Below are 19,359 nucleotides of genomic sequence, written 5' to 3'. Positions count from 1 at the left end.
TTGGTTAATATTAAGCACTTTAAAAACTGGTTTACAAGCTGCTGCTACTGTACTTCATAAACCTGGAATCCCCTGTAGTTTTTATGACGACAGAGTTAATCCCACAATCGAGAAGGCTATTCATGCAGTGGCGATTGATGAAATCCGTGCCGTTTTTGATGCTACACTAATGGAACCGCACTCTTCCCGCGGAAAAGAACAAGTCACTCAAGTTTGGTTCCCTGGAGGTCATGGATGTATTGGCGGTGGTTGTAAAGAAGAGTGCGGATTATCGGATGGAGCTTTACTTTGGATGATGGAGGAAGTTGAAAAACTGGGACTAGACCTGGATAAAACTCTCGTTGAAGATGGAATCGAACCGAGATATGATACGCCTTTTGATAATCAACCAAAATGGCCGTTTTCGCTCGGAGGTGTAAAGCTACGTAAGGTAAAAGATGGCTTTTCCGCTCTGCATGAAAGTGTGAAAAGGCGTTGGAACGATCCCTCTTGCCCCGATCGCTCTGAAAATCTTATGGAGTTTCAGGAACAGCTTGATGCGTGGTCTCCATCTCCTTGTGGATTTTAGCAAGCTAAATTATCCCAAAGCTGAGCACAAAATTGAATCTTGACCCATAACTTAAAGAGGTATTTATGAGTTAAGCCCGCTTTCTTAAAGCAGTTGCAGAAGCTGATTTTTTAGGCAGCGACAGCAATCAACACTAGCAGCGTTACCAACAAGAGGGCACCGACATCTTGAAGGGCATATTGACGCTGTTGTTCGGTTGAAGGGTACTGAGCGTAAGACTTTTTCGGCACGATGGCGTAGTTGTTGAGGGTTGTTAACTAGCTGCTATTTGGCTCCCATTTGTTAGCATACGCTCACAGATGGATATACCTTACGTCCCACTGATGAAAAGCGGTCGAGTTTCTGGGTTTAAGTCCAAACACACGCTCGAAAGTACGCTCCGGAAGGGAAAATCTCTCATATCAAAAATGCAGCAGGACAAAGGCTCTACGATAGCGGTGCTAACTTAACAGGAGCCAGACTATCATTCGCAAACTTAAGTGAATCTTATTCGTCAGCCGATTTACATGGTGCAATTTTAGCTGATTATAATAGAATAGACTGTCAGATGAAATTATCAAGAATGAAGTTGCAAATAACCAAGGAAATTTATCAAACCCTGAAGAACTAATTTATCACTGGAATGATTTGCGCTTTCACAGCCAAGAACACGTAAAAATAGCCGAAGCGCTCGATCGCACAAACACCCTCTTTTTCCCCAACTCCAAAGCCCGCCTTACAACACCCGCAGGTAGACAAAACCAAGAACCAGATTTCCTCATATTTCACCAAGGCAAATGGGGTATTCTGGAAATAGGGCATCCCGACACAGAAAAAGATGAAACGCGCGATCGCCTGTTTGCATCTCACGGTATCAGCATCATCCACTATTGCGACGCTAACAGATGCACAGAAGAACCCGATCGCATTGTCCGAGAATTTTTAGACATATTGAGTCAGGGATAGGGCGAGTGGTTTTCTGATAAGGGCGATCGCATAGGGGCCCAGAAACCGGGTTTTTTAGGATAATACTTCGTTGTATCCCGCAGATTCGGTAAAAAACCAGGTTTCTTTGTCGGAGTGCGTCAGTCGATAAGGGCGATCGCACTCCGTAACAAAGTAGATTTGACCTTGACAAATTCCTCGGTTTGTGATATGCACGAGTGGTGGAAATTTTTAAGGGCGATCGGGATTTGTACCAGATCAACCATACTTCCCAGAAGCTAAAGCAGCAGCAGCCAGTCGCTCCATACCAGCTCGAACAATCACTGCTAAGTCACTCAGTGGCATACATTGGATTTTCTTAAGCAGCTCGTTGGTATCCAGAGGTTCCTGCACCGGCTTGCCTTCGAGGTGAGCCATGAGCTCTTCCATCGTAAAGCCTGCTCTTGTCGCAATCTGAGTCAAATTTTTCGTATCTGGAATTACCTGCCCCTTTTCCCAATACAAGACAGAAGCAGCAGAAACTCCCAACAGCTTGCCAAAAGCAGTCAGACTCATCGAGCCCCGCGCTAATTTAACAACCTCACTCAGTTTTTTCTTAGCTTCTGCGTCCACGGTATCAGCCACGAGATAACCACAATTCCTAGTTTACTTGTGTACCAACAAATTTACCTGTCTTGCTTGACAGGAGAAGATTTAACAGATATTTTTTAATTAGATTGAATTTTTTAATTTTAATGAAAACGGATTTAGGAGAAATAGCAATGACCAAGAGACGGACTCAAAAAACTCACAAGCCCAGCCACACCCGTCAAAGCCTGACAGCCTCCGGTTGGCTCAAACCCCAGCGCTGGCAAATCTCCAAAATAGAAGCAGCCGAAGCCCTGAGAATGCCCGTAAAACACATAGTCAAAGTTTACCCCAAACAACATCAAGTAATAGTCGTTTACCTGAACAAGAAAGGACAAAAATGCAGTTCCTTTTTCAGCTACAGACTATTTGCCAGATGGGAACAAGAGGCGAACGCAGCAATTGCCCGTTGTCGAAACCAGCAAATCCTAGCACCCCTAGAAGTCATTGTACAATACGACCTCGAACATTTCAAATATCCAGTGGCGATCGCCGATGCAATTTGGGAAGCCCTACTCAACCAGATCTCCCGCGTAACAAGGGAACTGAGGCTGAGCAAACAATGTGCCTAGCCCCCCATCACTCCATCAATTAGTAGAAGCAGCCAACTCAGCCAAACGTTCCTGCTGATCCTGAGAAATGCAAGTTTGAATAATCCCCTCAATATCCCCTTCCAAAACACTATTGAGCGAGAAATTCTCCCCCAAACGGTGGTCCGTAGCCCGATTGTCCTTATAGTTGTAAGTGCGAATCTTCTCCGATCGCGAACCAGTACCAACCTGAGCCAAACGCCGCGACTTCACCTCATCCTGCTGCTCCCGCAACTTCATCTCATAGAGCTTAGCCCGCAAAATCTGCATCGCCCGCTCCTTATTCTGCAACTGACTGCGCTCCTCAGTACAGAAAATCCGAATTCCCGTCGGCTTGTGAAACAAATCCGCAGCAGTTTCCACCTTGTTCACATTTTGACCGCCAGCGCCGCCCGATCGAGCCGTACTCATCTCAATATCCTTCGGATCGATGTGAATCTCCACATCATCAACCTCCGGCATCACAGCCACCGTCGCCGTCGAAGTATGCACCCGGCCGCCAGCTTCAGTCACAGGCACTCGCTGCACCCGGTGTACCCCAGCCTCAAACTTCAGCTTGCTGTAAACGCTGTCGCCTGTAACTTCCAGAATCACTTCTTTAAACCCGCCCATTTCCGCCAGCGACTCGCTCACCAACTTCACCTGCCAGCCTTGAGTTTGAGCGTAACGGGAATACAGCCGCAGCAAATCTCCCGCCCAAATACTAGCCTCATCACCGCCAGTACCGGCCCGAATTTCCAGCATAATATTCTTGTCATCGTTCGGGTCGCGGGGGAGCAGCAAAACCTTCAAACGACTTTCCAAACTCTCCAGCTTCGCCTCAAGTTCCTGAACTTCCAGCGCAGCCATTTCTTGCATATCTCGATCGCCCGCGGCTTCCTTGAGAACCTGTCGGGCACCTACTAAATCTTCCTGAGTGGTTTTCCACAAAGCAAAAGTATCGACCACTTCCTCCAAGGACGATCGAGCTTTCGCTACCCGTTGAAACTCTTGATTGTCCCTAGCCACATCCGGGTCAGCCATGCGGCGAGTCAACTCATTAAAAGTTTGCTCTACCGACTTCAATTTATCCAGCAAATAAGATTCAGCCATTGTCAGTTGTCCTTTGTCAATCGATTTTAGATTTTAGATTTTAGATTTTAGATTTTAGATTTGAAGAACAGTTGGGATAGAATCTCGATAGAACTCAACTGCCTGCATAGCGAAGTCTTCGATCTAAACTCTCCCATCCGAGGGCGGATCGATTTTAGATTTTAGATTTTAGATTTTAGATTTTAGAACTCAAGAGCAGTTAGGATAGAATGTCGATCAAACTCTACGCGATCGAACTCTACTGCCTGCATAGCGAAGTCTTCAATCTAAAATCTAAAATCCGAGGGCGGTAAGTTGCCAGTAGAAAGAACTACTCTCAACAAACAGCGGACAAATGACAATCCGGCTACTTCTTCTTTTTGCCTTTACCAGCAGCCTTAGCAGCATCTGCTTTCGGATCTTCCATTTTCAGCGGTCCAGAGGAAGCATCTGCCTTCGGCATTTCTACCTCGGTCATGCCGTATTTCCGCATAAAGCGCTCCACACGACCTTCAGTATCAATAATCTTCTGAGTGCCAGTATAAAAAGGATGATTTCCCGACCAGACATCAACTTGAAGCTTTGGTCTAGTTGATCCCACAGTCATCACAAGTTCCCCGTTGCAATAAACCTGAGATTCGGGATACCACTCAGGGTGAATGCCATCTTTTGCCATTGTTTTTACTCTCTAGTTTTTGACTTTACAACCATTTTAGCTGCCGCAGGACTTGTACACCAACAACTGCACGAATTTTGCCTTATATCTGTTGGAACCAGGAATCAGGAATGGGAAATAAACTTCAAAAAAAGACCGATAAAATCTGGATAGATAATTTTTGCCTTTTCCTTCTTCCTTCTTCCTTCTTCCTTCTTCCCTCGATTACCGCTTCGAGTATTGAGGAGCTTTGCGAGCTTTCCGCAAACCGTACTTTTTCCGTTCTTTTGCCCGCGGGTCGCGAGTCAAATAGCCCTCAGTCTTCAGAGGCTTGCGGTTGTCCGGGTCTAATTGACAAAGTGCTCTAGCGACACCCAAGCGAATCGAGTCAGCCTGACCTGTTAAGCCACCGCCTTCGACTTTCACCAAAATGTCGTACTCATTTTCCAGACCCAAAGTTTCCAGAGGGGCCTTAGCCAGAGCCAAATAAGTAGGGTTGAATTGCAGGTACAAATCCCCCTCTTTACCATTGACTGTCAGTATGCCAGTGCCGGGAACCAAGCGCACCCGCGCTACGGAACACTTGCGGCGGCCGGTACCCCAGTACACAGCGCGACCGGATGTATCTGTTGCTTGCATTACTCATTTCCTCCCGGAATCGTGTGAACAATTAATTCTTCTGGTTTTTGAGCTTGGTGCGGGTGGTTGGGGCCAGCGTACACCTTCAGTTTAGTAAACAATTGTCTGCCAAGAGAAGTGTGAGGCAGCATTCCTCGTATCGCTTCTTCGACAATTCTTTCGGGCAAACGTGCTTGCAATTTGGCAAAAGTTTCTGTTTTCATGCCGCCCGGTCTTCCAGAATGGCGGCGGTAGATTTTCTGGGTGCGTTTTTTGCCAGTAACAGCGATTTTGTCAGCATTGATGACTATTACGAAGTCGCCGGTATCCATAGAAGGGGTGTAAGTCGGTTTGTGTTTCCCCCGGAGGTACATGGCAACTTCAGTTGCCAGACGGCCCAGCCGCTGGTCGGCGGCATCGACCACGTACCACTTGTGCTCTAGGGAGTCTTGAGTAGGGACGTAAGTTTTGTTCATTGTTTGTTGTTAGTTGTCTATTAACTGTTAACTGTTGTTAGTTGTCAGTTGTCAGTTGTCAGTTGTCAGTTTTTAATTGTTAGTTGTCCTTAGTTTTTTATTAGTAGTTACCTAATGACTAATGACTAATGACTAATGACTAATGACTAATTTTGGCTGAGTGTCGTACCACACATCTGGGGGGAAGGGAAATTCTGAATAGCCAACCCGCAGCAGGCACAAACCTTGAGCGGGAGCGGCATATTTTACCATTTCTCGGCGTTCGTTGACCCAGATATCTGTGAAATTGTCGATCGGCCTTTCCCCGCGACCCACCTGCACCAGCAACCCCACCAGCAGCCGCATCATCCCGTACAGAAACCCGCTCGCCTGAACCTCAATATAGATAAGAGGCCCAGAACGCTGACACTCGGCCGCTTGCACGTCCACCCAGGAATGGGGGCGGGCAGATCCCGCGCGGTGGAAAGCAGCCAGGTGATGCCGCCCGATGAGCGGTGTCAAAGCTGTCTGAATCAAAGATTCATCCACAGGGGCGTGATAGCAGTGCCAAGCAAAAGGACGCACAAACAAATTAGGGGTCGGGTCTGTATAAAGGGTATAGCGATAGCGCCGCCAACTGGCTGAGAACCGAGCGTGCCAGGTAGGTTCCACCTTTGCCGAAGCTCGAATTAAAATATCTTTTGCCAGTCGAGAGTTGAGAACGCTTGCCCAGCGGTGAGCGGGAATTGGGCCGTGGGCATCAAAATGCGCTACTTGAGCAGCGGCGTGAACTCCCGCATCGGTTCTCCCAGCAGCGTGCAGCGTTACCGGGCGTTCCAGAACAGTCGATATTGCTGTTTCAATTTCTTCTTGTACTGTACGCTGGTTCGGCTGTCGCTGCCAACCGTGAAAGTTAGTGCCGAGGTATTGGATTACTAGAGCAACGCGCTGTATCGATTGGGGATTTTCGATTGGGGATTTTGGATTGTCAGTCATAAATCACAAATCTCCAACCCAAAATTGAATTAAACCAGTTCAACGATCGCCATTTCGGAATTGTCTCCTTGACGGGGGACAGTTCGCACGACGCGGGTGTAGCCGCCGTTGCGCGAGCCGTACCGTTCTTGGGCTGCTTCAAACAAGGCGTGTACTAACTGTTTGTCGTAGATAAAGCCCATAGCTTGCCGGCGAGCGGCCAATGAGCCATCTTTTGCCAGGGTAATCATTCTGTCCGCCTCTGGGCGCAGCGCTTTGGCGCGGGCGAGAGTGGTAGTAATTTTACCGTGGCGGATTAATTCGGTGGTCAGCGAGCGCAGCAGGGCGCGGCGCTGGTCAGCCGGTTTGTTGAGTTGGGGAACGCGACAGCGGTGACGCATAGCAGTTGGTAATTGGTAATTGGTAATTGGGTGCCGGGATAGTCCGCGAGTTTTGAGCGGTGATTTCTTTAACTTAAAAACTCACCTACTTAAAATTCAGAACTTTTTTACCCGTTACCCGTTGATTAACTTTTAGCTGATTTTTCCTGTGGCAAGGTAATGCCCAAGCGTTTTTGTAAAGCTTCAATCACTTCTTCGGCAGACTTCTGCCCGAAGTTCTTGATCTCGAGCAAGTCTTCTTGGGTATAATCCAATAAGTCTGCGACTGAGTTGATCTGAGCCCGCTTGAGACAGTTGTAAGCCCGGACGGACAACTGCAATTCTTCGATCGGGATTTGGCTGGTAGGATCGGCTTCACCTGGATACTCTGGTTTGAGAGAATCTTGGGTGATGTCTTTGAGAGGTGCAAATAAATCTACCAGGATGTGGGCAGATTGACTCAAAGCTTCTTGAGGCGTCACGCTGCCATCAGTCCAGATTTCCATAATCAGCCGGTCTTTCTCGACCGTGCCGCCTACCCTAGCATCTTCAACGCTGTAGTTGACTCTGCGAATCGGCATAAAGATAGCGTCAATTTGGAGAAAATCCAAAGCCGACCCATCATCGCGACTGCGGTCTACTGCTCGGTATCCGATGCCTTTTTCAATTCTGAATTCCATTTCCAGAACTGAGCCGGGCGAGAGAGTTGCAATGTACTGGGAGCGATCAATCAATTCCACCTCTGAGGGCAAATCGAATCTATCGGCCGTAACTGTGACAGGCCCCTCAATCCGCAACCTGCCGATTTGCGGCTGCTGAGAATGAGTTTTGAGGACCACCTCTTTCATGTTCAGGAGAATTTCTAGAACATCCTCACGTACCCCTTCGATCGTGGCAAACTCGTGATTGACGCCCGCGATTCGGACTGAAGTTACTGCCGTTCCTTCCAAATTTGACAGCAGAACTCGCCGAAGCGCATTCCCAACAGTTGTTCCTTGACCGCGATCGAGCGGTTCCAGGACAAATTTTCCGTACTGACTGCGGTCTTTGTCAGTGTTAGACTCTATACATTCAATTTGAAACTGCGCCACGGAGTGACCTCCCTTTTCCACTTTGGATTTTTGATTTTGGATTTTAGATTGCAGAGCATACCCCTGAACGGATTTCGGATTTTGGATGGACGGGGCAACAGTTAGAACCATTAGTTTTTGACTTTAAGCAGTTAGCCATTATCCAAAATCTAAAATCTAAAATCTCAAATCGTTTTAGACTCTACGCCGCTTGGGAGGGCGACAGCCGTTGTGAGGAATTGGGGTAACATCTCTAATCAGGGTGATTTCCAGTCCCGCCCCTTGCAGCGCCCGGATTGCAGTTTCTCTACCTGCTCCGGGCCCGCTCACCATTACTTCTATTTGGCGCATTCCTTGGTCGTTGGCTCTGCGGGCAGCACTTTCTGCTGCTGTTTGAGCGGCAAAGGGAGTTCCCTTTTTAGCTCCTTTAAAACCGCTGGAACCTGCCGATGCCCAGGATATCACTTCACCGTTGAGGTCGGTAATAGTTACAATCGTGTTGTTAAAGGTAGACTGGATGTAGCCTACCCCATTGGGTACATTCCGTTTCTGCTTTTTTGCACCAGATTTCTTGCCTGTTTGTGGTCGCGCCATATTAGTCTCTTTAACGTTTCTCTCAACTAATGTCCAGAAGCGCTAGGAGCCAGCAGCCCCCAGCGTATTTTTCCAAAAAAGATGTTACTTCTTGGAAGGTGCCTTTTTCTTGCCCGCAACTGTTCGGCGGACGCCACGACGGGTTCTGGCGTTGGTACGGGTTCGTTGTCCCCGCACCGGCAGACCCAAACGGTGACGCCGACCGCGATAAGTTCCGATGTCCATCAGGCGCTTGATGTTCATTGACTCCCAGCGCCGGAGGTCTCCTTCGATTTGGTATGTGGTTTCTACATGAGCCCGCAGAGCTGTCACGTCGGCCTCTGTTAAATCCTTGACGCGAGTGTCAGGATTGACGCCTGTTGCAGCGATAATTTTTTGGGCCCGCGACAAGCCTATTCCGTAAATGTATGTCAGACCTATTTCGACGCGCTTATCGCGTGGAAGGTCTACCCCGGCAATCCGTGCCACACTTTTTGTCTCCCTAGTTTTCCTGTTTGGCTACAATGTTCAATTAGGATGCACCTGCGTGCAGTGCCCAATCTTCGTTTTTTCTAACCTTGGCGCTGTTTGTGTTTCGGGTTAGTGCATATCACCATCACTCGACCGCGACGGCGGATGACGCGACATTTCTCACAAATTTTTTTGACAGATGCTCGAACTTTCATCTTTCTTCCTGCCTGGAGAACCCCGCTCTAGCGGAGAACAGGCACGCTGGGACTGCCAGTAGAGCGGTGGGAGGAGAGGCTGGGCAAGGTGTAGACCTCTCCTCGATTAAATTGTATAAAGTGCGGGTTGTTTCATGAAGGAGCCCGCTTGCACCCACTCCCATTGCTGGGTAAAGTTCGCCTGCGCCAGAGTGTTGGCGAGCGATACTTTTACGGTGTAACAATGACTTAACCCGGTACACCGGTAGGTTGTTGACGCCCTTCTCGGCAACACTACAAACGTAGCATTATAGCATAAATTTGAAGCTTTTTACCAAATTCTCTCTAAATTAAACTTAGAATTCGTTTTTAGAAAGTTTTATCTAAGCCTATTTTTTCCGAAGGCGATAAGTAATCCTGCCTTTGGTCAAGTCATAGGGAGTCAATTCGACTTTGACGCGATCGCCAGGCAGAATTTTGATGTAGTTGCGGCGGATCTTGCCGGAAATGTGAGCCAGCACGTTAAACCCATTATCTAGGTCAACGCGAAACATCGCATTGGGCAGGGATTCCGTCACTGTCCCTTCCATTTCAATTAAATCTTGCTTAGACAATTTGGTATTTACCTCAACTCTACATTTGATTAACTAGGAGTGTCCCGGCGTTGGCCTCCAAACCTATTTACTGGTAGGAGTCAAACGGGAGCGGGGGGCAATAATTAGGGCGACTCGATCGACTTAAAGACTCAATTAACCGCTCACTTTGGCTTTACTTGAGTAAAGTTCTGGCAATTAGTATCGAGTTCAATCCAGTTTCTAGCAACCCTCACAAAACCTGATAGCACAAAAAGCTCCTAGTTAACATATCTTAGCAAAAGCTGGTGAGTAACAAGCTGTATTGAGAGGGTTCAAGAGTCGCCAGAGAGAGATTGTTGGAGTTCTGCGGTGACTAATTCCATTGCTCGATCGCCATCAACCGCAACTAACTGTTGACGGTCACTGTAAAAATCAATCAAAGGCTCAGTTTGCTCGCGATAAACTTGCAACCTGCGGCGGATCGTCTCCTCATTGTCATCCTGCCGGCCCCGCGACAGCAGGCGAGACACCAAAATGTCGTCAGGCACGTCGAGATTAACAGCTTTGAGACCAAATTTCGGGTTTGATGTACTCCCCTGGGCACCGCTAAGCTCCTGCAGCAGTTTGTCTAAAAAAGTTGCCTGGGCAACAGTGCGGGGAAAGCCGTCGAGAATCCAGCCAGCATTCGCGTCCGGTTCATTCAAGCGTTCCTGCACGATATCCATCAGCAATTGGTCGGGAACCAACTCACCCTTGTCCATGTAAGCTTGCGCCTTTAGGCCCAAGGCAGTTTTAGCCACCACGCAGGCGCGTAGGATTTCGCCCGTAGAAATATGGGGTATTTTCCAGAGAGCGGCTAATATCTGAGCCTGAGTTCCCTTTCCCGCCCCTGGAGGCCCCATGAAAATAAATTGCATTACGATTACTTCACCATTCCTTCATATCGCTGGGAGATGACGTAAGTTTGAATTTGCTTAGCAGTTTCGATCGCGACACCTACTAGAATCAGTAGGGAAGTTGCGCCAAAACCTCTAAAAGTTTGCACTCCGATCGCGCTTTCTACAGCAGTTGGTACAATAGCCACCAGACCGAGAAAAATCGCTCCCAAGAAAGTCAAACGGTTCAAAACCTTCTCCACATAATCACTCGTTTTCTGACCCGGACGAATTCCCGGAATGCTAGCGCCCATTTTCTTCAAGTTCTGAGACATATCTACGGGGTTGACAATCAACGAAGCGTAGAAATAGCTGAAGAACAGAATCAAAGTTAGATAAAACAGCGCGTAAGCCCAAGGGGCAGGGCCGTTCGGACTCAAAACATTAGCAACTTGAACCAAAAACGGGTTATTGAGAGACTGAGCGAGGAAAGAAGGCACAATCAAGACCGAAGATGCAAAAATAATCGGCATCACTCCGCCTTGATTCAAGCGCAGGGGCAGATAACTCCGGCTCTCCCGATAAACTTTGCGGCCGACTTGGCGACGGGCCGAAATAATCGGAATGCGGCGAGTGCCTTCCTGAACAAAAACAATCCCGACAATCGTTACCAAAAAGACCAGCAGCAGAACGACTACGCGGCCGACAACTTGTGTGTCACCACTTTGAGCCAATTCAAAAGTTTGTCCCAAAGAGCGCGGCAATACCGACACAATATTGATAAAAATCAGCAGCGACGCTCCGTTCCCGATACCTCGTTCCGTCACCACTTCCGATATCCACATCACAAACATTGATCCGGCTGTCAGAGCCAAAGCAGTTTGTGCTATGAATAAAGGCGCTGGAGATTGAGCAAAAGGGCTGACCCAAATCGCAATGCCAATACTTTGCAGAATTGCCCAGCCCAATGAAACGTAGCGAGTAATTTGAGAAATTTTGCGTCGCCCTGCTTCTCCTTCATTTTTCTGCAAGTCTTCTAAGCTTGGCAGAGCCGCAGTTAGAAGTTGCACAATAATTGAAGCATTGATGTAGGGCAAAATCCCCAACGCGAAAATCCCCAACGCTGACAAGCCGCCTCCTGAGAACAAGTCCAGAAAGCCAATTAAAGGACTATTTTGGACGTTTTGGGCAAATGCGACTCGATCAATGCCGGGGACTGGCAAGTGGACACCCAGGCGTACTAAAATCAGTAAGCCAACGGTTACGAGGATGCGGCCTCGTAAACCAGCAGCTTGAGCCATCTGCATGAACGTCTCTTGTGCAGTTGGCGCTTTCTCTCTACTAACGTCCATAGTTACGATTTTGGATTTTAGATTTGGGATTTTCGACTAAATCATTTTCTGATAGCAAGGTTGAGGATTTGAGATTTGGACAGACTCTCAAACCTCAAATCTTCACGCAACTAATTCGCAACTTCCGCCTGCAGCTTCAATTTTGGTGCGAGCACCTGCGGTAAAAGCCGAGGCGCGCACTTGCAAAGGTACATTCAGTTCACCATCTCCTAAGATTTTCAGCGGCCCGTCGTCTGTGGTGACAATTTTTGCTTGGATCAAAGAGGTGAGAGTAACTTCGGTGTTTGCTGGCAGCGATGCTAATTTACTTACATTAATGGTAGTGTACTCTTTCCGGTTCACTAAAGGGAAGCTTTTCAACTTGGGGAGACGGCGGTAGAGAGGATTTTGACCTCCTTCAAAACCCGGTCTAGTGCCGCTACCGGCTCTAGATTTTTGACCGCGCATCCCTTTGCCGGAGCTCGCGCCTTGACCGGCAGAAATACCTCTGCCCAAGCGTCGGGGGCGCTTTTGGGAGCCTGCTTTGGGTCGGGCGTCTTGCAATCTCATAGTTTTAGTAATTGGTAATTGGTAATTGGTATTTAGAGAGCGGGTACGCAGTAGTTTTGAGTGCGTGAGTTTTGAGTTGCGGATTTTTTTATTTTCCATGCAAGCACTTAACACTCAAAACTTACAGTTTCCCATTCTCGCCTGCCCTAACCGTAGAGGTTTTCTACTGGAATTCCGCGTTCTTGAGCAACTTCGGACAAGGTGCGGAGGGTGGAGAGGGCATTGACTGCTGCTCGGGCGTTGTTTAAGGGATTTCCAGAACCTAGCTGTTTGGCTAAGATATTGCGGACTCCTGCTAGTTCGAGAACAGTTCGCACTGCTCCCCCTGCAATTACCCCGGTTCCTGGAGCGGCCGGCCGCATCATCACTTTAGCTCCGCCACCGTCACCGTTGATGGGGTGAGGGATGGAGTTAGATTTGGTGAGGGGGACTTCAATTAGGTGCTTTTTGCCGTCAGCGACGCCTTTTTTAACGGCACCGATTACGTCGCTAGCTTTGCCGACTCCTACTCCAACTTGACCGCGTTCGTTGCCAATAATGACTATGGCGCGGAAGCTGAGTTTTTTACCACCTTTGACTACTTTGGTAACGCGCCGAATCTGAACAACCCGTTCTTGCCATTCGGATTCTTTTTCGCGCCCTTTGTTGTTGCTGCTGCTTTTTTTCTTGTTGCGCTGTTCTTTTTGTTCTGCCATAGTTTTGTCCTGTGGGAATTAGTAATTGGTGAAAGGCGATCGGCAAGTGGTAATTGTTTGAGTAAAAAGTAAAAATAGAAGAAATCTGGATTTTGCCTTTTAACTTTCAACTTTTGACTTTTTACTTTTTAATTACTCATTACCCGCTACCCATTACCCCCTCTAGAAGTCTAACCCCGCTTCGCGAGCTGCTTCTGCGAGGGCTTTGACACGACCGTGATAGAGGTTGCCCCCCCGATCGAATACGACTTTGACTATGCCAGCGCTGGAACAGCGTTTGGCAATCAACTGACCGACTTGCACGCTCGCGGAGCAGTTGCCGCCAGAACTGAGAGTTGACTTCAATTCGGGGTCGAGGGTTGACGCGGCGGCCAAAGTGTGCTGGGCGGTGTCGTCGATTACTTGAGCGTAGATGTGCTGCTCTGAACGAAATACCGCTAGTCTGGGACGTTCGGCGGTGCCGAACACCTTGCGCCGAACACGGCGGTGTCTGCGCTGGACTGATTCTTTGCGAGTAAGCTTCATTGTTACTTCTTACCTGTTTTGCCTGTTTTACCAGCTTTGCGCCGGACGACTTCGCCGCTGTAGCGAATGCCTTTGCCTTTGTAGACTTCGGGCGGACGCACTGCGCGGATGCGGGCTGCTGTATTGCCTACGAGTTCTTTGTCAATGCCGGAGACAATGACGTTGGTGTTGCCTTCAACTGCCATTGTGATGCCTTCTGGAGGAGGCATTTCAACGGGTTTGCTGTAACCGACGTTTAAAATCAGGTTCCGTCCTTGAACCTGTGCCCGATAACCTGTGCCGATAATTTCGAGACGCCGCTGAAAACCTTGAGATACACCTTCGACCATGTTTGCGACTAGGGTGCGGCACAAGCCGTGCAGTTGTCTGGCGACGCGAGATTCGTCTCGGCGAGTAACGAGTAAAGTCTCCCCTTCAATTCCCATGAGGATTTCGGCTGGGATAACTCGGGAAAGTTCACCTTTAGGGCCTTTGACGGCTACTTTTTGACCGTCTAGGGTGACGGTGACTTTCGTGGGGATGCTAATCGGACGCTTGCCAATTCGCGACATAGTTTTTTGTCCTTTGTTTTTAGTTATTAGTCCTTGATTATTAGTGCTTAGTTATTAGTCCTTAGTGATTGATTTTTGAGTCGGTTGCCAACGACCAGTGACTAATGACTAATGACTAATGACTACCAAACATAACAAAGCACTTCACCGCCCAAACCTTGGCGTCGAGCTTCTCTATCCGTCATAATGCCGCTGGAGGTGGAAATAATGGCTATGCCAATTCCGCCTAACACTCTGGGCAATTCTTTACGGTTCGAGTAAACGCGCAGTCCTGGTTTGCTGACTCGCTTAAGTGCCGTGATAATGGGCTTGCGAGTTTTACCTTTGTACTTTAGAGAAAGCACTAAATGTCGCTTGACCCCTTCTGCTTCTGCTTCTTCAAATTCGCCGATGAAGCCTTCACTTTTGAGGACTTGGGCGATGCTGCGGGTCATTTTTGTAGCTGGAATTTGCGTTGTTTGGTGGCGCGCCATGCAAGAATTGCGAATGCGCGTCAACATATCTGCTATGGTATCGTTAGCTGCCATCTTTTGCTTCTTACTCTAGTGCTTAGTTGTCCCGGAACGGCATTCCCATTTCTTTAAGCAAGGCGCGTCCTTCTTCGTCGGTGTTTGCTGTGGTGATAATTGAAATGTCCATGCCTCGAATTTGATCGATGCGGTCATATTCTATTTCTGGAAAAATTAGCTGTTCTCTCAGACCCAAGCTGTAGTTGCCGCGCCCGTCGAAGCTTTTGGGGCTGATGCCGCGGAAGTCGCGGATTCGGGGGAGTGCGAGGTTGATCAGCCGATCAAGAAAATCGTACATCCGATCGCCGCGCAGCGTCACCATAACGCCGACGGGTACTCCTTTGCGGATTTTGAAGCCTGCAATCGCTTTTTTCGCCCGCGTCACCACTGGTTTTTGACCGGTGATGATGCCAATTTCGTTGATCGACGAATCCAGTGCCTTAGCGTTTTGAGATGCTTCTCCCAAACCTCGGTTCACTGTGACTTTGACCAGTTTGGGCACCTGATGGATATTAGTATATTTAAACTGATCCATCAGTGTGGGAACGATTTTTCCTTGATAAAGAACTTTGAGTTTGTCCGGCATAGTTTTTGTGTTTCGTTAACTGTCCCTGGGCTTGGTCAGGGAATTATTAGTAGTCAGTTGTCCGTTGTCAGTTGTCCGTTGTCAGTTGTCCGTTGACTGTTGTCAGGAAAGCATTTGTCTAATGACTGATGACTGATGACTAATGACTGATGACTAATGACTAATTATCGAGGATTTCTCCAGTTTTTTTGAGCTGTCGCAGTTTCCGGCCATCTTCGCTAAATGTATAGCAAACGCGGCTAGCTATTTTTTCTTTTTCGGAATAGTGCATGACATTTGAGCTGTGAATGGGAGCCTCAAATGTGAGTATTTTCCCGGACTCTCCCTCTTGCTGGGGCTTGACGTGCTTTGTTCTGATGTTTACACCTTTAACAATTACTTTGCTGACTTTAGGATATGTCTTTAAGATTTCTCCGACTTTTCCTTTCTCTTTGCCAGTAATTATTTGCACGGTATCGCCTGCTTTGACGTGCATTCTGTAGCGCTGCGGCTCGCTAGTTGGTTTACCCTTTTTTCCGTACATTTTAAAGTACCTCCGGGGCTAAGGAAACGATTTTAGTAAAGTTTTTGTCGCGCAATTCGCGGGCGACGGGGCCGAAGACGCGAGTGCCTTTGGGGTTGCCGTCTACGTTGATAATAACGGCGGCGTTATCGTCAAAACGAATGCTCATGCCACTGTCGCGGCGCAAACCTTTGCGGGTTCTGACAATGACAGCCCGAACGACATCGGATTTTTTGACGGCCATATTGGGGATGGCGTCTTTGACGACGGCAATGATGACATCGCCGACTCCGCCGTAGCGACGGTTGCCGCCTCCCAATACGCGGATGCACATCAGTTTGCGGGCTCCGCTATTGTCGGCGACATTGAGGTATGTCTGGGGTTGAATCATGGTGATTGTTGACTGTTAACTGTTGACTGTTAACTGTTGACTGTTAACTGTTGACTGTTGACGGCTAATTGATTAATCAAGTACCGATCGGGCGAGCGCGAGATCGCAATTAACTGTTAGCCGTTTTTTGTCCCGAAAATCTCAGCAACCGTCCAACGTTTGGTTTTGCTCAGTGGGCGAGTTTCAGTGATGCGGACACGATCGCCCGATTTGCACTGATTTTCTTCGTCATGAGCTTTGTACCGCTTGGTGCGGACTACGATTTTGCCGTATTTGGTGTGGGAGGAGCGGTTTTCGATTGCTACCACGACGGTTTTATCCATCTTGTCGCTGACTACTACGCCAACTCGTTCTTTAATTGCCATAGCTACCTATTTTTGTTGTGCAATTGACTGTTTTTAGCTACTGTGCGATCGTCGGCTCGGCTGCTTCTGACTCTTGGCTGACTGCTGCGGTTGCAGCAGGCTGTGCTACCTGTTTAGATGCGGCGGCTAATTTTTCTGCCACTTCTTTCTCAGCAACGATTTGGCGCTCGCGTTCAACTGTCATCAATTGAGCTAGCCGATGTTTGGCGTGCTTGAACAGGTGAGGCTTTTCCATGCGGCCGGTAGCTTGCTGGAGCCGCAATTCCATTAGTTGGCGCTTGACGGCTAAAATTTGCTCTGCTACGGCAGCATCGCTTAATTCTCTAGCTTCTTTAATCTTGGTCAAAGACATAATTGTGTGCTTTCTCGTTAGCGAGCGGTATGACAGAAGACAGAATTGTCTCGCTTGGCTGAAGGTCGAAGGAAAGAAAAGTTATGAAAGCCAGATTTTAAATTGCTGTAGCCGTTTAAAATGCTGATTAAGACAGACCTAATTCTACCTTCGCTCTTCGCTATGACTGGTCTTCTTCGCGAGTGATGAACTTGGTTTTAATTGGTAATTTGAAAGATGCCAAACGCATTGCTTCGCGGGCAGTTTCTTCACTTACGCCGCCAATTTCAAACATTACCCGGCCGGGTTTGACCACAGCAACCCAAAACTCAGGATTACCTTTACCGGAACCCATCCGGGTTTCTGCTGCGCGCTGGGTGACTGGTTTGTCGGGAAAAATGCGAATCCAGATTTTGCCGCCCCGGCGGATATAGCGGGTCATGGCGCGCCGTCCGGCTTCTATTTGGCGAGAAGTGATCCAGGCGGGTTCGACGGCTTGGAGCGCGAAGTCGCCAAAGCTAACTGTATTGCCGCGGGTGGCAATACCGCTCATTCGCCCGCGCTGTTGTTTGCGGAATTTGGTTCTTTTGGGGCTTAACATGGCGAAAGGGAGTTGGGTAATTGGTAATTGGTAATTGGTAATTGGTGATTGCTAATTGCTAATTGGTTTGGAACAACTGACAATTAACAAGTGACAACTAACAGTTAACAATTAGCTAGCCTTCGTTCGATCGATCTTCAAAGTTCTGGCGGCGGCGCTTTTGTTTGGTGCGGGGCACTGCTGCATTTGGTGCAGCCTCTTGTTCCTGTCCGGGAATAATTTCGCCTTTGAAAACCCAAACTTTAATGCCCAGAATACCGTAGATGGTTTGAGCAGTGCAGTAGGAGTAGTCGATGTCTGCCCGCAGCGTGTGCAAGGGGACTCTTCCTTCCCGTGTCCATTCGGTACGGGCAATTTCTGCACCGTTGAGGCGTCCACTGACTTGAATTTTGATGCCTTGGATGCCGACTTTTTGGGCGCGGGTGATAGCTTGGCGGACGACTCGGCGGAAGGATACGCGCCGTTCTAGTTGCTGAGCGATGTATTCCGCGATCAGTGTGGCATCGGCGTCTACTCGCTGGACTTCGACGACGTTGATGCGGATTTGGCGGTTGCTACCGAGTTGCTGCTGCAAACCGACGCGCAAGGTTTCGATGCCTGCTCCGCCGCGGCCTACGACAACGCCTGGTCTGGCGGTGAACACTTCTAGGTCGATTTGATCGGCTTTCCGCTCAATTCTGACCGAGGAAATCCCAGCATTGCTGAGGGTTTTACGAACGTACTTGCGAATTTTATAGTCTTCTTGCAAGAGTTCTGGATAGTTTTTGGGATCGGCAAACCAGCGAGAGCGGTGCTCTTGGGTAATGCCGAGGCGAAAACCAATTGGATGTATTTTTTGGCCCATAATAGTTGATGAGTTAATTGGTAATTGGTAATTGGTAATTGGTAATTGGTAATTGGTGATTACCCATTTTTCAACTTTAAGCTGTTTATTACCTATTACGTTTTTCCCTGGTTTAGTTTTCTAGGAGCGGAGCTACTACTACGGTAATGTGACAGGTTGGCTTGCGAATTTGGTAGGCGCGACCTTGAGCGCGGGGTCTAAAGCGTTTGAGGACTGGGCCTTGGTCTGCGTAAGCTTGAGACACTACTAGCTTGGATTTATCCAATCCTGCGTTGTGTTCGGCGTTGGCTACTGCCGATCGCAAAACTTTGACGATTGGTTCGCAGGCGCGGTAGGGCATGAATTCGAGTAAAATCAGCGCTTCTTGGTAGCTTTTGCCACGAATTTGGTCGAGGACTCGGCGCACTTTGAAGGGGGATGTCCGGATGTAACGGGCGATCGCCTTAATTTCGGATGTGGTATCTATAGCCATTTCGATTTCGGTAATTGGTAATTGGTAATTGGGCAAAAGGTAATTGGTAATTGGTAATTTTTTTTCCTACTACCTATTACCTGTCACCTAATTCGGCTATCTTTTCGCCTTTTTATCACCACTTTTCGCGTGACCTCTAAAGGTGCGAGTGGGGGAAAATTCTCCGAGTTTGTGACCTACCATTTGGTCGGTGAGGTAAACGGGTACGTGCTGTCTGCCGTTGTGAACGGCGATCGTGTGACCTACCATTTGGGGCAGGATTGTGGAAGATCGCGACCAAGTTTTAATTACTTGTTTTTGGCCGGCGGCGTTGAGTTTTTCGATTTTTGTCATCAGAGCATCTGCGACAAAAGGCCCTTTTTTTAGCGATCGAGACATGATTTTTTTAGTAATTCAGGAGTCATTAGTCAGAATTAAGCAGTCATTGGTCATCAGTCCTCAGTCATTAGTTAGCAGTTAATAACT

At 48.2% G+C, this 19,359-nt stretch carries 33 protein-coding genes and 1 pseudogene; 4 read left to right on the top strand and 30 right to left on the bottom strand.

Translation table 11 applies throughout. The features are described 5' to 3' along the window. The coding region (locus QUA90_RS04355; protein ID WP_333444004.1) for a phospholipase effector Tle1 domain-containing protein at window positions 1-568 on the top strand (568 nt) is incomplete at its 5' end. Window positions 569-678: 110 nt separating this feature from the next. On the opposite strand, the pseudogene psb34 reads toward QUA90_RS04355, so the two are convergent. Continuing rightward, a pseudogene (gene psb34, locus QUA90_RS04350) lies at window positions 679-804 on the bottom strand (photosystem II assembly protein Psb34); the annotation flags it as partial. A gap of 155 nt (window positions 805-959) precedes the next feature. Here psb34 and QUA90_RS30405 point away from each other — a divergent pair. Beyond that, a complete protein-coding gene (locus tag QUA90_RS30405; protein ID WP_445300088.1) occupies window positions 960-1,178 on the top strand; it encodes a pentapeptide repeat-containing protein in 219 nt (72 codons plus the stop codon). 17 nt (window positions 1,179-1,195) lie between these two features. After that, complete coding sequence (locus QUA90_RS04345) at window positions 1,196-1,513, top strand: hypothetical protein (RefSeq protein WP_333444002.1); 318 nt, start codon at window positions 1,196-1,198, stop codon at window positions 1,511-1,513. 119 nt (window positions 1,514-1,632) lie between these two features. Here QUA90_RS04345 and QUA90_RS04340 read toward each other — a convergent pair whose 3' ends face one another. Both QUA90_RS04340 and QUA90_RS04335 read right to left on the bottom strand, forming a co-directional pair. Further along, on the bottom strand, window positions 1,633-1,758 hold the full coding sequence (locus QUA90_RS04340; protein WP_333443999.1) for a hypothetical protein: 126 nt from the start codon (window positions 1,756-1,758) through the stop codon (window positions 1,633-1,635). Beyond that, window positions 1,751-2,116 carry a helix-turn-helix transcriptional regulator gene (locus tag QUA90_RS04335; protein ID WP_333443997.1) on the bottom strand — a complete coding sequence of 122 codons (366 nt, stop codon included), beginning with the start codon at window positions 2,114-2,116 and terminating at the stop codon, window positions 1,751-1,753. Before QUA90_RS04335 ends, QUA90_RS04340 begins: the two co-directional genes overlap by 8 nt. A 137-nt stretch (window positions 2,117-2,253) precedes the next feature. Between QUA90_RS04335 and QUA90_RS04330 the strand changes: the two genes are divergently transcribed. Continuing rightward, window positions 2,254-2,691 carry a hypothetical protein gene (locus QUA90_RS04330; protein WP_333443995.1) on the top strand — a complete coding sequence of 146 codons (438 nt, stop codon included), beginning with the start codon at window positions 2,254-2,256 and terminating at the stop codon, window positions 2,689-2,691. 15 nt (window positions 2,692-2,706) lie between these two features. Here the strand turns inward: QUA90_RS04330 and prfA are convergent, their stop codons facing one another. From prfA to rpsS, 27 genes are all read right to left on the bottom strand, one after another. Beyond that, window positions 2,707-3,801, bottom strand: coding sequence for a peptide chain release factor 1 (gene prfA, locus QUA90_RS04325; RefSeq protein WP_333039635.1), 1,095 nt, complete (start codon window positions 3,799-3,801; stop codon window positions 2,707-2,709). Window positions 3,802-4,147: 346 nt separating this feature from the next. Beyond that, window positions 4,148-4,456: a 50S ribosomal protein L31 gene (rpmE, locus tag QUA90_RS04320; RefSeq protein WP_333059812.1), complete on the bottom strand. Its 309-nt coding sequence runs from the start codon at window positions 4,454-4,456 to the stop codon at window positions 4,148-4,150. Window positions 4,457-4,660: 204 nt separating this feature from the next. Then, the gene (gene rpsI, locus QUA90_RS04315; RefSeq protein WP_194067224.1) at window positions 4,661-5,074 is read right to left on the bottom strand and encodes a 30S ribosomal protein S9; all 414 of its coding nucleotides are present in this window, start codon (window positions 5,072-5,074) and stop codon (window positions 4,661-4,663) included. Then, complete coding sequence (rplM, locus tag QUA90_RS04310; protein WP_015178725.1) at window positions 5,074-5,529, bottom strand: 50S ribosomal protein L13; 456 nt, start codon at window positions 5,527-5,529, stop codon at window positions 5,074-5,076. Before rplM ends, rpsI begins: the two co-directional genes overlap by 1 nt. Window positions 5,530-5,661: 132 nt before the next feature. Then, window positions 5,662-6,504: a tRNA pseudouridine(38-40) synthase TruA gene (truA, locus tag QUA90_RS04305; protein ID WP_190745434.1), complete on the bottom strand. Its 843-nt coding sequence runs from the start codon at window positions 6,502-6,504 to the stop codon at window positions 5,662-5,664. A 29-nt stretch (window positions 6,505-6,533) separates the two neighbouring features. After that, a complete protein-coding gene (rplQ, locus tag QUA90_RS04300; protein WP_190657966.1) occupies window positions 6,534-6,884 on the bottom strand; it encodes a 50S ribosomal protein L17 in 351 nt (116 codons plus the stop codon). 125 nt (window positions 6,885-7,009) lie between these two features. Next, window positions 7,010-7,954: a DNA-directed RNA polymerase subunit alpha gene (locus QUA90_RS04295; protein WP_332958426.1), complete on the bottom strand. Its 945-nt coding sequence runs from the start codon at window positions 7,952-7,954 to the stop codon at window positions 7,010-7,012. Window positions 7,955-8,128: 174 nt separating this feature from the next. Next, on the bottom strand, window positions 8,129-8,527 hold the full coding sequence (gene rpsK / locus QUA90_RS04290; protein WP_332978136.1) for a 30S ribosomal protein S11: 399 nt from the start codon (window positions 8,525-8,527) through the stop codon (window positions 8,129-8,131). A gap of 84 nt (window positions 8,528-8,611) precedes the next feature. Beyond that, window positions 8,612-8,995: a 30S ribosomal protein S13 gene (rpsM, locus tag QUA90_RS04285; RefSeq protein ID WP_006634981.1), complete on the bottom strand. Its 384-nt coding sequence runs from the start codon at window positions 8,993-8,995 to the stop codon at window positions 8,612-8,614. Window positions 8,996-9,078: 83 nt separating this feature from the next. Continuing rightward, the gene (gene rpmJ / locus QUA90_RS04280; protein WP_015178722.1) at window positions 9,079-9,192 is read right to left on the bottom strand and encodes a 50S ribosomal protein L36; all 114 of its coding nucleotides are present in this window, start codon (window positions 9,190-9,192) and stop codon (window positions 9,079-9,081) included. Window positions 9,193-9,560: 368 nt separating this feature from the next. Next, window positions 9,561-9,785 (bottom strand): translation initiation factor IF-1, encoded by a 225-nt coding sequence (gene infA / locus QUA90_RS04275; protein WP_006276978.1) that lies wholly within the window; start codon window positions 9,783-9,785, stop codon window positions 9,561-9,563. 293 nt (window positions 9,786-10,078) lie between these two features. Further along, a complete protein-coding gene (locus QUA90_RS04270; RefSeq protein ID WP_333443993.1) occupies window positions 10,079-10,663 on the bottom strand; it encodes an adenylate kinase in 585 nt (194 codons plus the stop codon). A 5-nt stretch (window positions 10,664-10,668) separates the two neighbouring features. After that, window positions 10,669-11,973 (bottom strand): preprotein translocase subunit SecY, encoded by a 1,305-nt coding sequence (gene secY / locus QUA90_RS04265; RefSeq protein ID WP_333082087.1) that lies wholly within the window; start codon window positions 11,971-11,973, stop codon window positions 10,669-10,671. A gap of 102 nt (window positions 11,974-12,075) precedes the next feature. Continuing rightward, on the bottom strand, window positions 12,076-12,522 hold the full coding sequence (gene rplO / locus QUA90_RS04260; protein ID WP_006634984.1) for a 50S ribosomal protein L15: 447 nt from the start codon (window positions 12,520-12,522) through the stop codon (window positions 12,076-12,078). 146 nt (window positions 12,523-12,668) lie between these two features. After that, complete coding sequence (gene rpsE / locus QUA90_RS04255; RefSeq protein WP_190745441.1) at window positions 12,669-13,217, bottom strand: 30S ribosomal protein S5; 549 nt, start codon at window positions 13,215-13,217, stop codon at window positions 12,669-12,671. Window positions 13,218-13,379: 162 nt separating this feature from the next. Further along, complete coding sequence (rplR, locus tag QUA90_RS04250) at window positions 13,380-13,742, bottom strand: 50S ribosomal protein L18 (protein ID WP_333039624.1); 363 nt, start codon at window positions 13,740-13,742, stop codon at window positions 13,380-13,382. A 2-nt stretch (window positions 13,743-13,744) separates the two neighbouring features. Beyond that, complete coding sequence (rplF, locus tag QUA90_RS04245) at window positions 13,745-14,293, bottom strand: 50S ribosomal protein L6 (protein WP_333039622.1); 549 nt, start codon at window positions 14,291-14,293, stop codon at window positions 13,745-13,747. A gap of 122 nt (window positions 14,294-14,415) precedes the next feature. Next, window positions 14,416-14,820, bottom strand: coding sequence for a 30S ribosomal protein S8 (gene rpsH / locus QUA90_RS04240; protein WP_190657976.1), 405 nt, complete (start codon window positions 14,818-14,820; stop codon window positions 14,416-14,418). A gap of 22 nt (window positions 14,821-14,842) precedes the next feature. After that, the gene (rplE, locus tag QUA90_RS04235) at window positions 14,843-15,388 is read right to left on the bottom strand and encodes a 50S ribosomal protein L5 (protein WP_006634989.1); all 546 of its coding nucleotides are present in this window, start codon (window positions 15,386-15,388) and stop codon (window positions 14,843-14,845) included. A gap of 160 nt (window positions 15,389-15,548) precedes the next feature. Beyond that, window positions 15,549-15,911, bottom strand: a complete 363-nt coding sequence (gene rplX / locus QUA90_RS04230) for a 50S ribosomal protein L24 (RefSeq protein WP_333212630.1) — start codon at window positions 15,909-15,911, stop codon at window positions 15,549-15,551. A 1-nt stretch (window position 15,912) separates the two neighbouring features. After that, window positions 15,913-16,281 carry a 50S ribosomal protein L14 gene (gene rplN / locus QUA90_RS04225; RefSeq protein ID WP_006634991.1) on the bottom strand — a complete coding sequence of 123 codons (369 nt, stop codon included), beginning with the start codon at window positions 16,279-16,281 and terminating at the stop codon, window positions 15,913-15,915. A gap of 116 nt (window positions 16,282-16,397) precedes the next feature. Further along, window positions 16,398-16,646, bottom strand: coding sequence for a 30S ribosomal protein S17 (gene rpsQ, locus QUA90_RS04220; RefSeq protein ID WP_006634992.1), 249 nt, complete (start codon window positions 16,644-16,646; stop codon window positions 16,398-16,400). A gap of 37 nt (window positions 16,647-16,683) precedes the next feature. Further along, entirely contained in the window at window positions 16,684-16,998 is a 315-nt protein-coding gene (gene rpmC / locus QUA90_RS04215) for a 50S ribosomal protein L29 (RefSeq protein ID WP_333385187.1), read from the bottom strand. 160 nt (window positions 16,999-17,158) lie between these two features. Continuing rightward, a complete protein-coding gene (rplP, locus tag QUA90_RS04210) occupies window positions 17,159-17,578 on the bottom strand; it encodes a 50S ribosomal protein L16 (RefSeq protein ID WP_333082091.1) in 420 nt (139 codons plus the stop codon). A gap of 115 nt (window positions 17,579-17,693) precedes the next feature. Further along, window positions 17,694-18,422, bottom strand: a complete 729-nt coding sequence (gene rpsC, locus QUA90_RS04205; protein WP_242719701.1) for a 30S ribosomal protein S3 — start codon at window positions 18,420-18,422, stop codon at window positions 17,694-17,696. 112 nt (window positions 18,423-18,534) lie between these two features. Next, complete coding sequence (gene rplV, locus QUA90_RS04200; RefSeq protein ID WP_015178707.1) at window positions 18,535-18,894, bottom strand: 50S ribosomal protein L22; 360 nt, start codon at window positions 18,892-18,894, stop codon at window positions 18,535-18,537. Window positions 18,895-18,990: 96 nt separating this feature from the next. Then, window positions 18,991-19,272, bottom strand: a complete 282-nt coding sequence (gene rpsS / locus QUA90_RS04195; protein ID WP_006634997.1) for a 30S ribosomal protein S19 — start codon at window positions 19,270-19,272, stop codon at window positions 18,991-18,993. Between the last annotated feature and the right edge of the window lie 87 nt (window positions 19,273-19,359).

Source organism: Microcoleus sp. D3_18_C4, from assembly GCF_036702355.1.
Taxonomy (GTDB): domain Bacteria; phylum Cyanobacteriota; class Cyanobacteriia; order Cyanobacteriales; family Microcoleaceae; genus Microcoleus.
The sequence above is the reverse complement of the archived record's forward strand: the minus strand, read 5'-3'. Positions and strand labels throughout refer to the sequence as shown.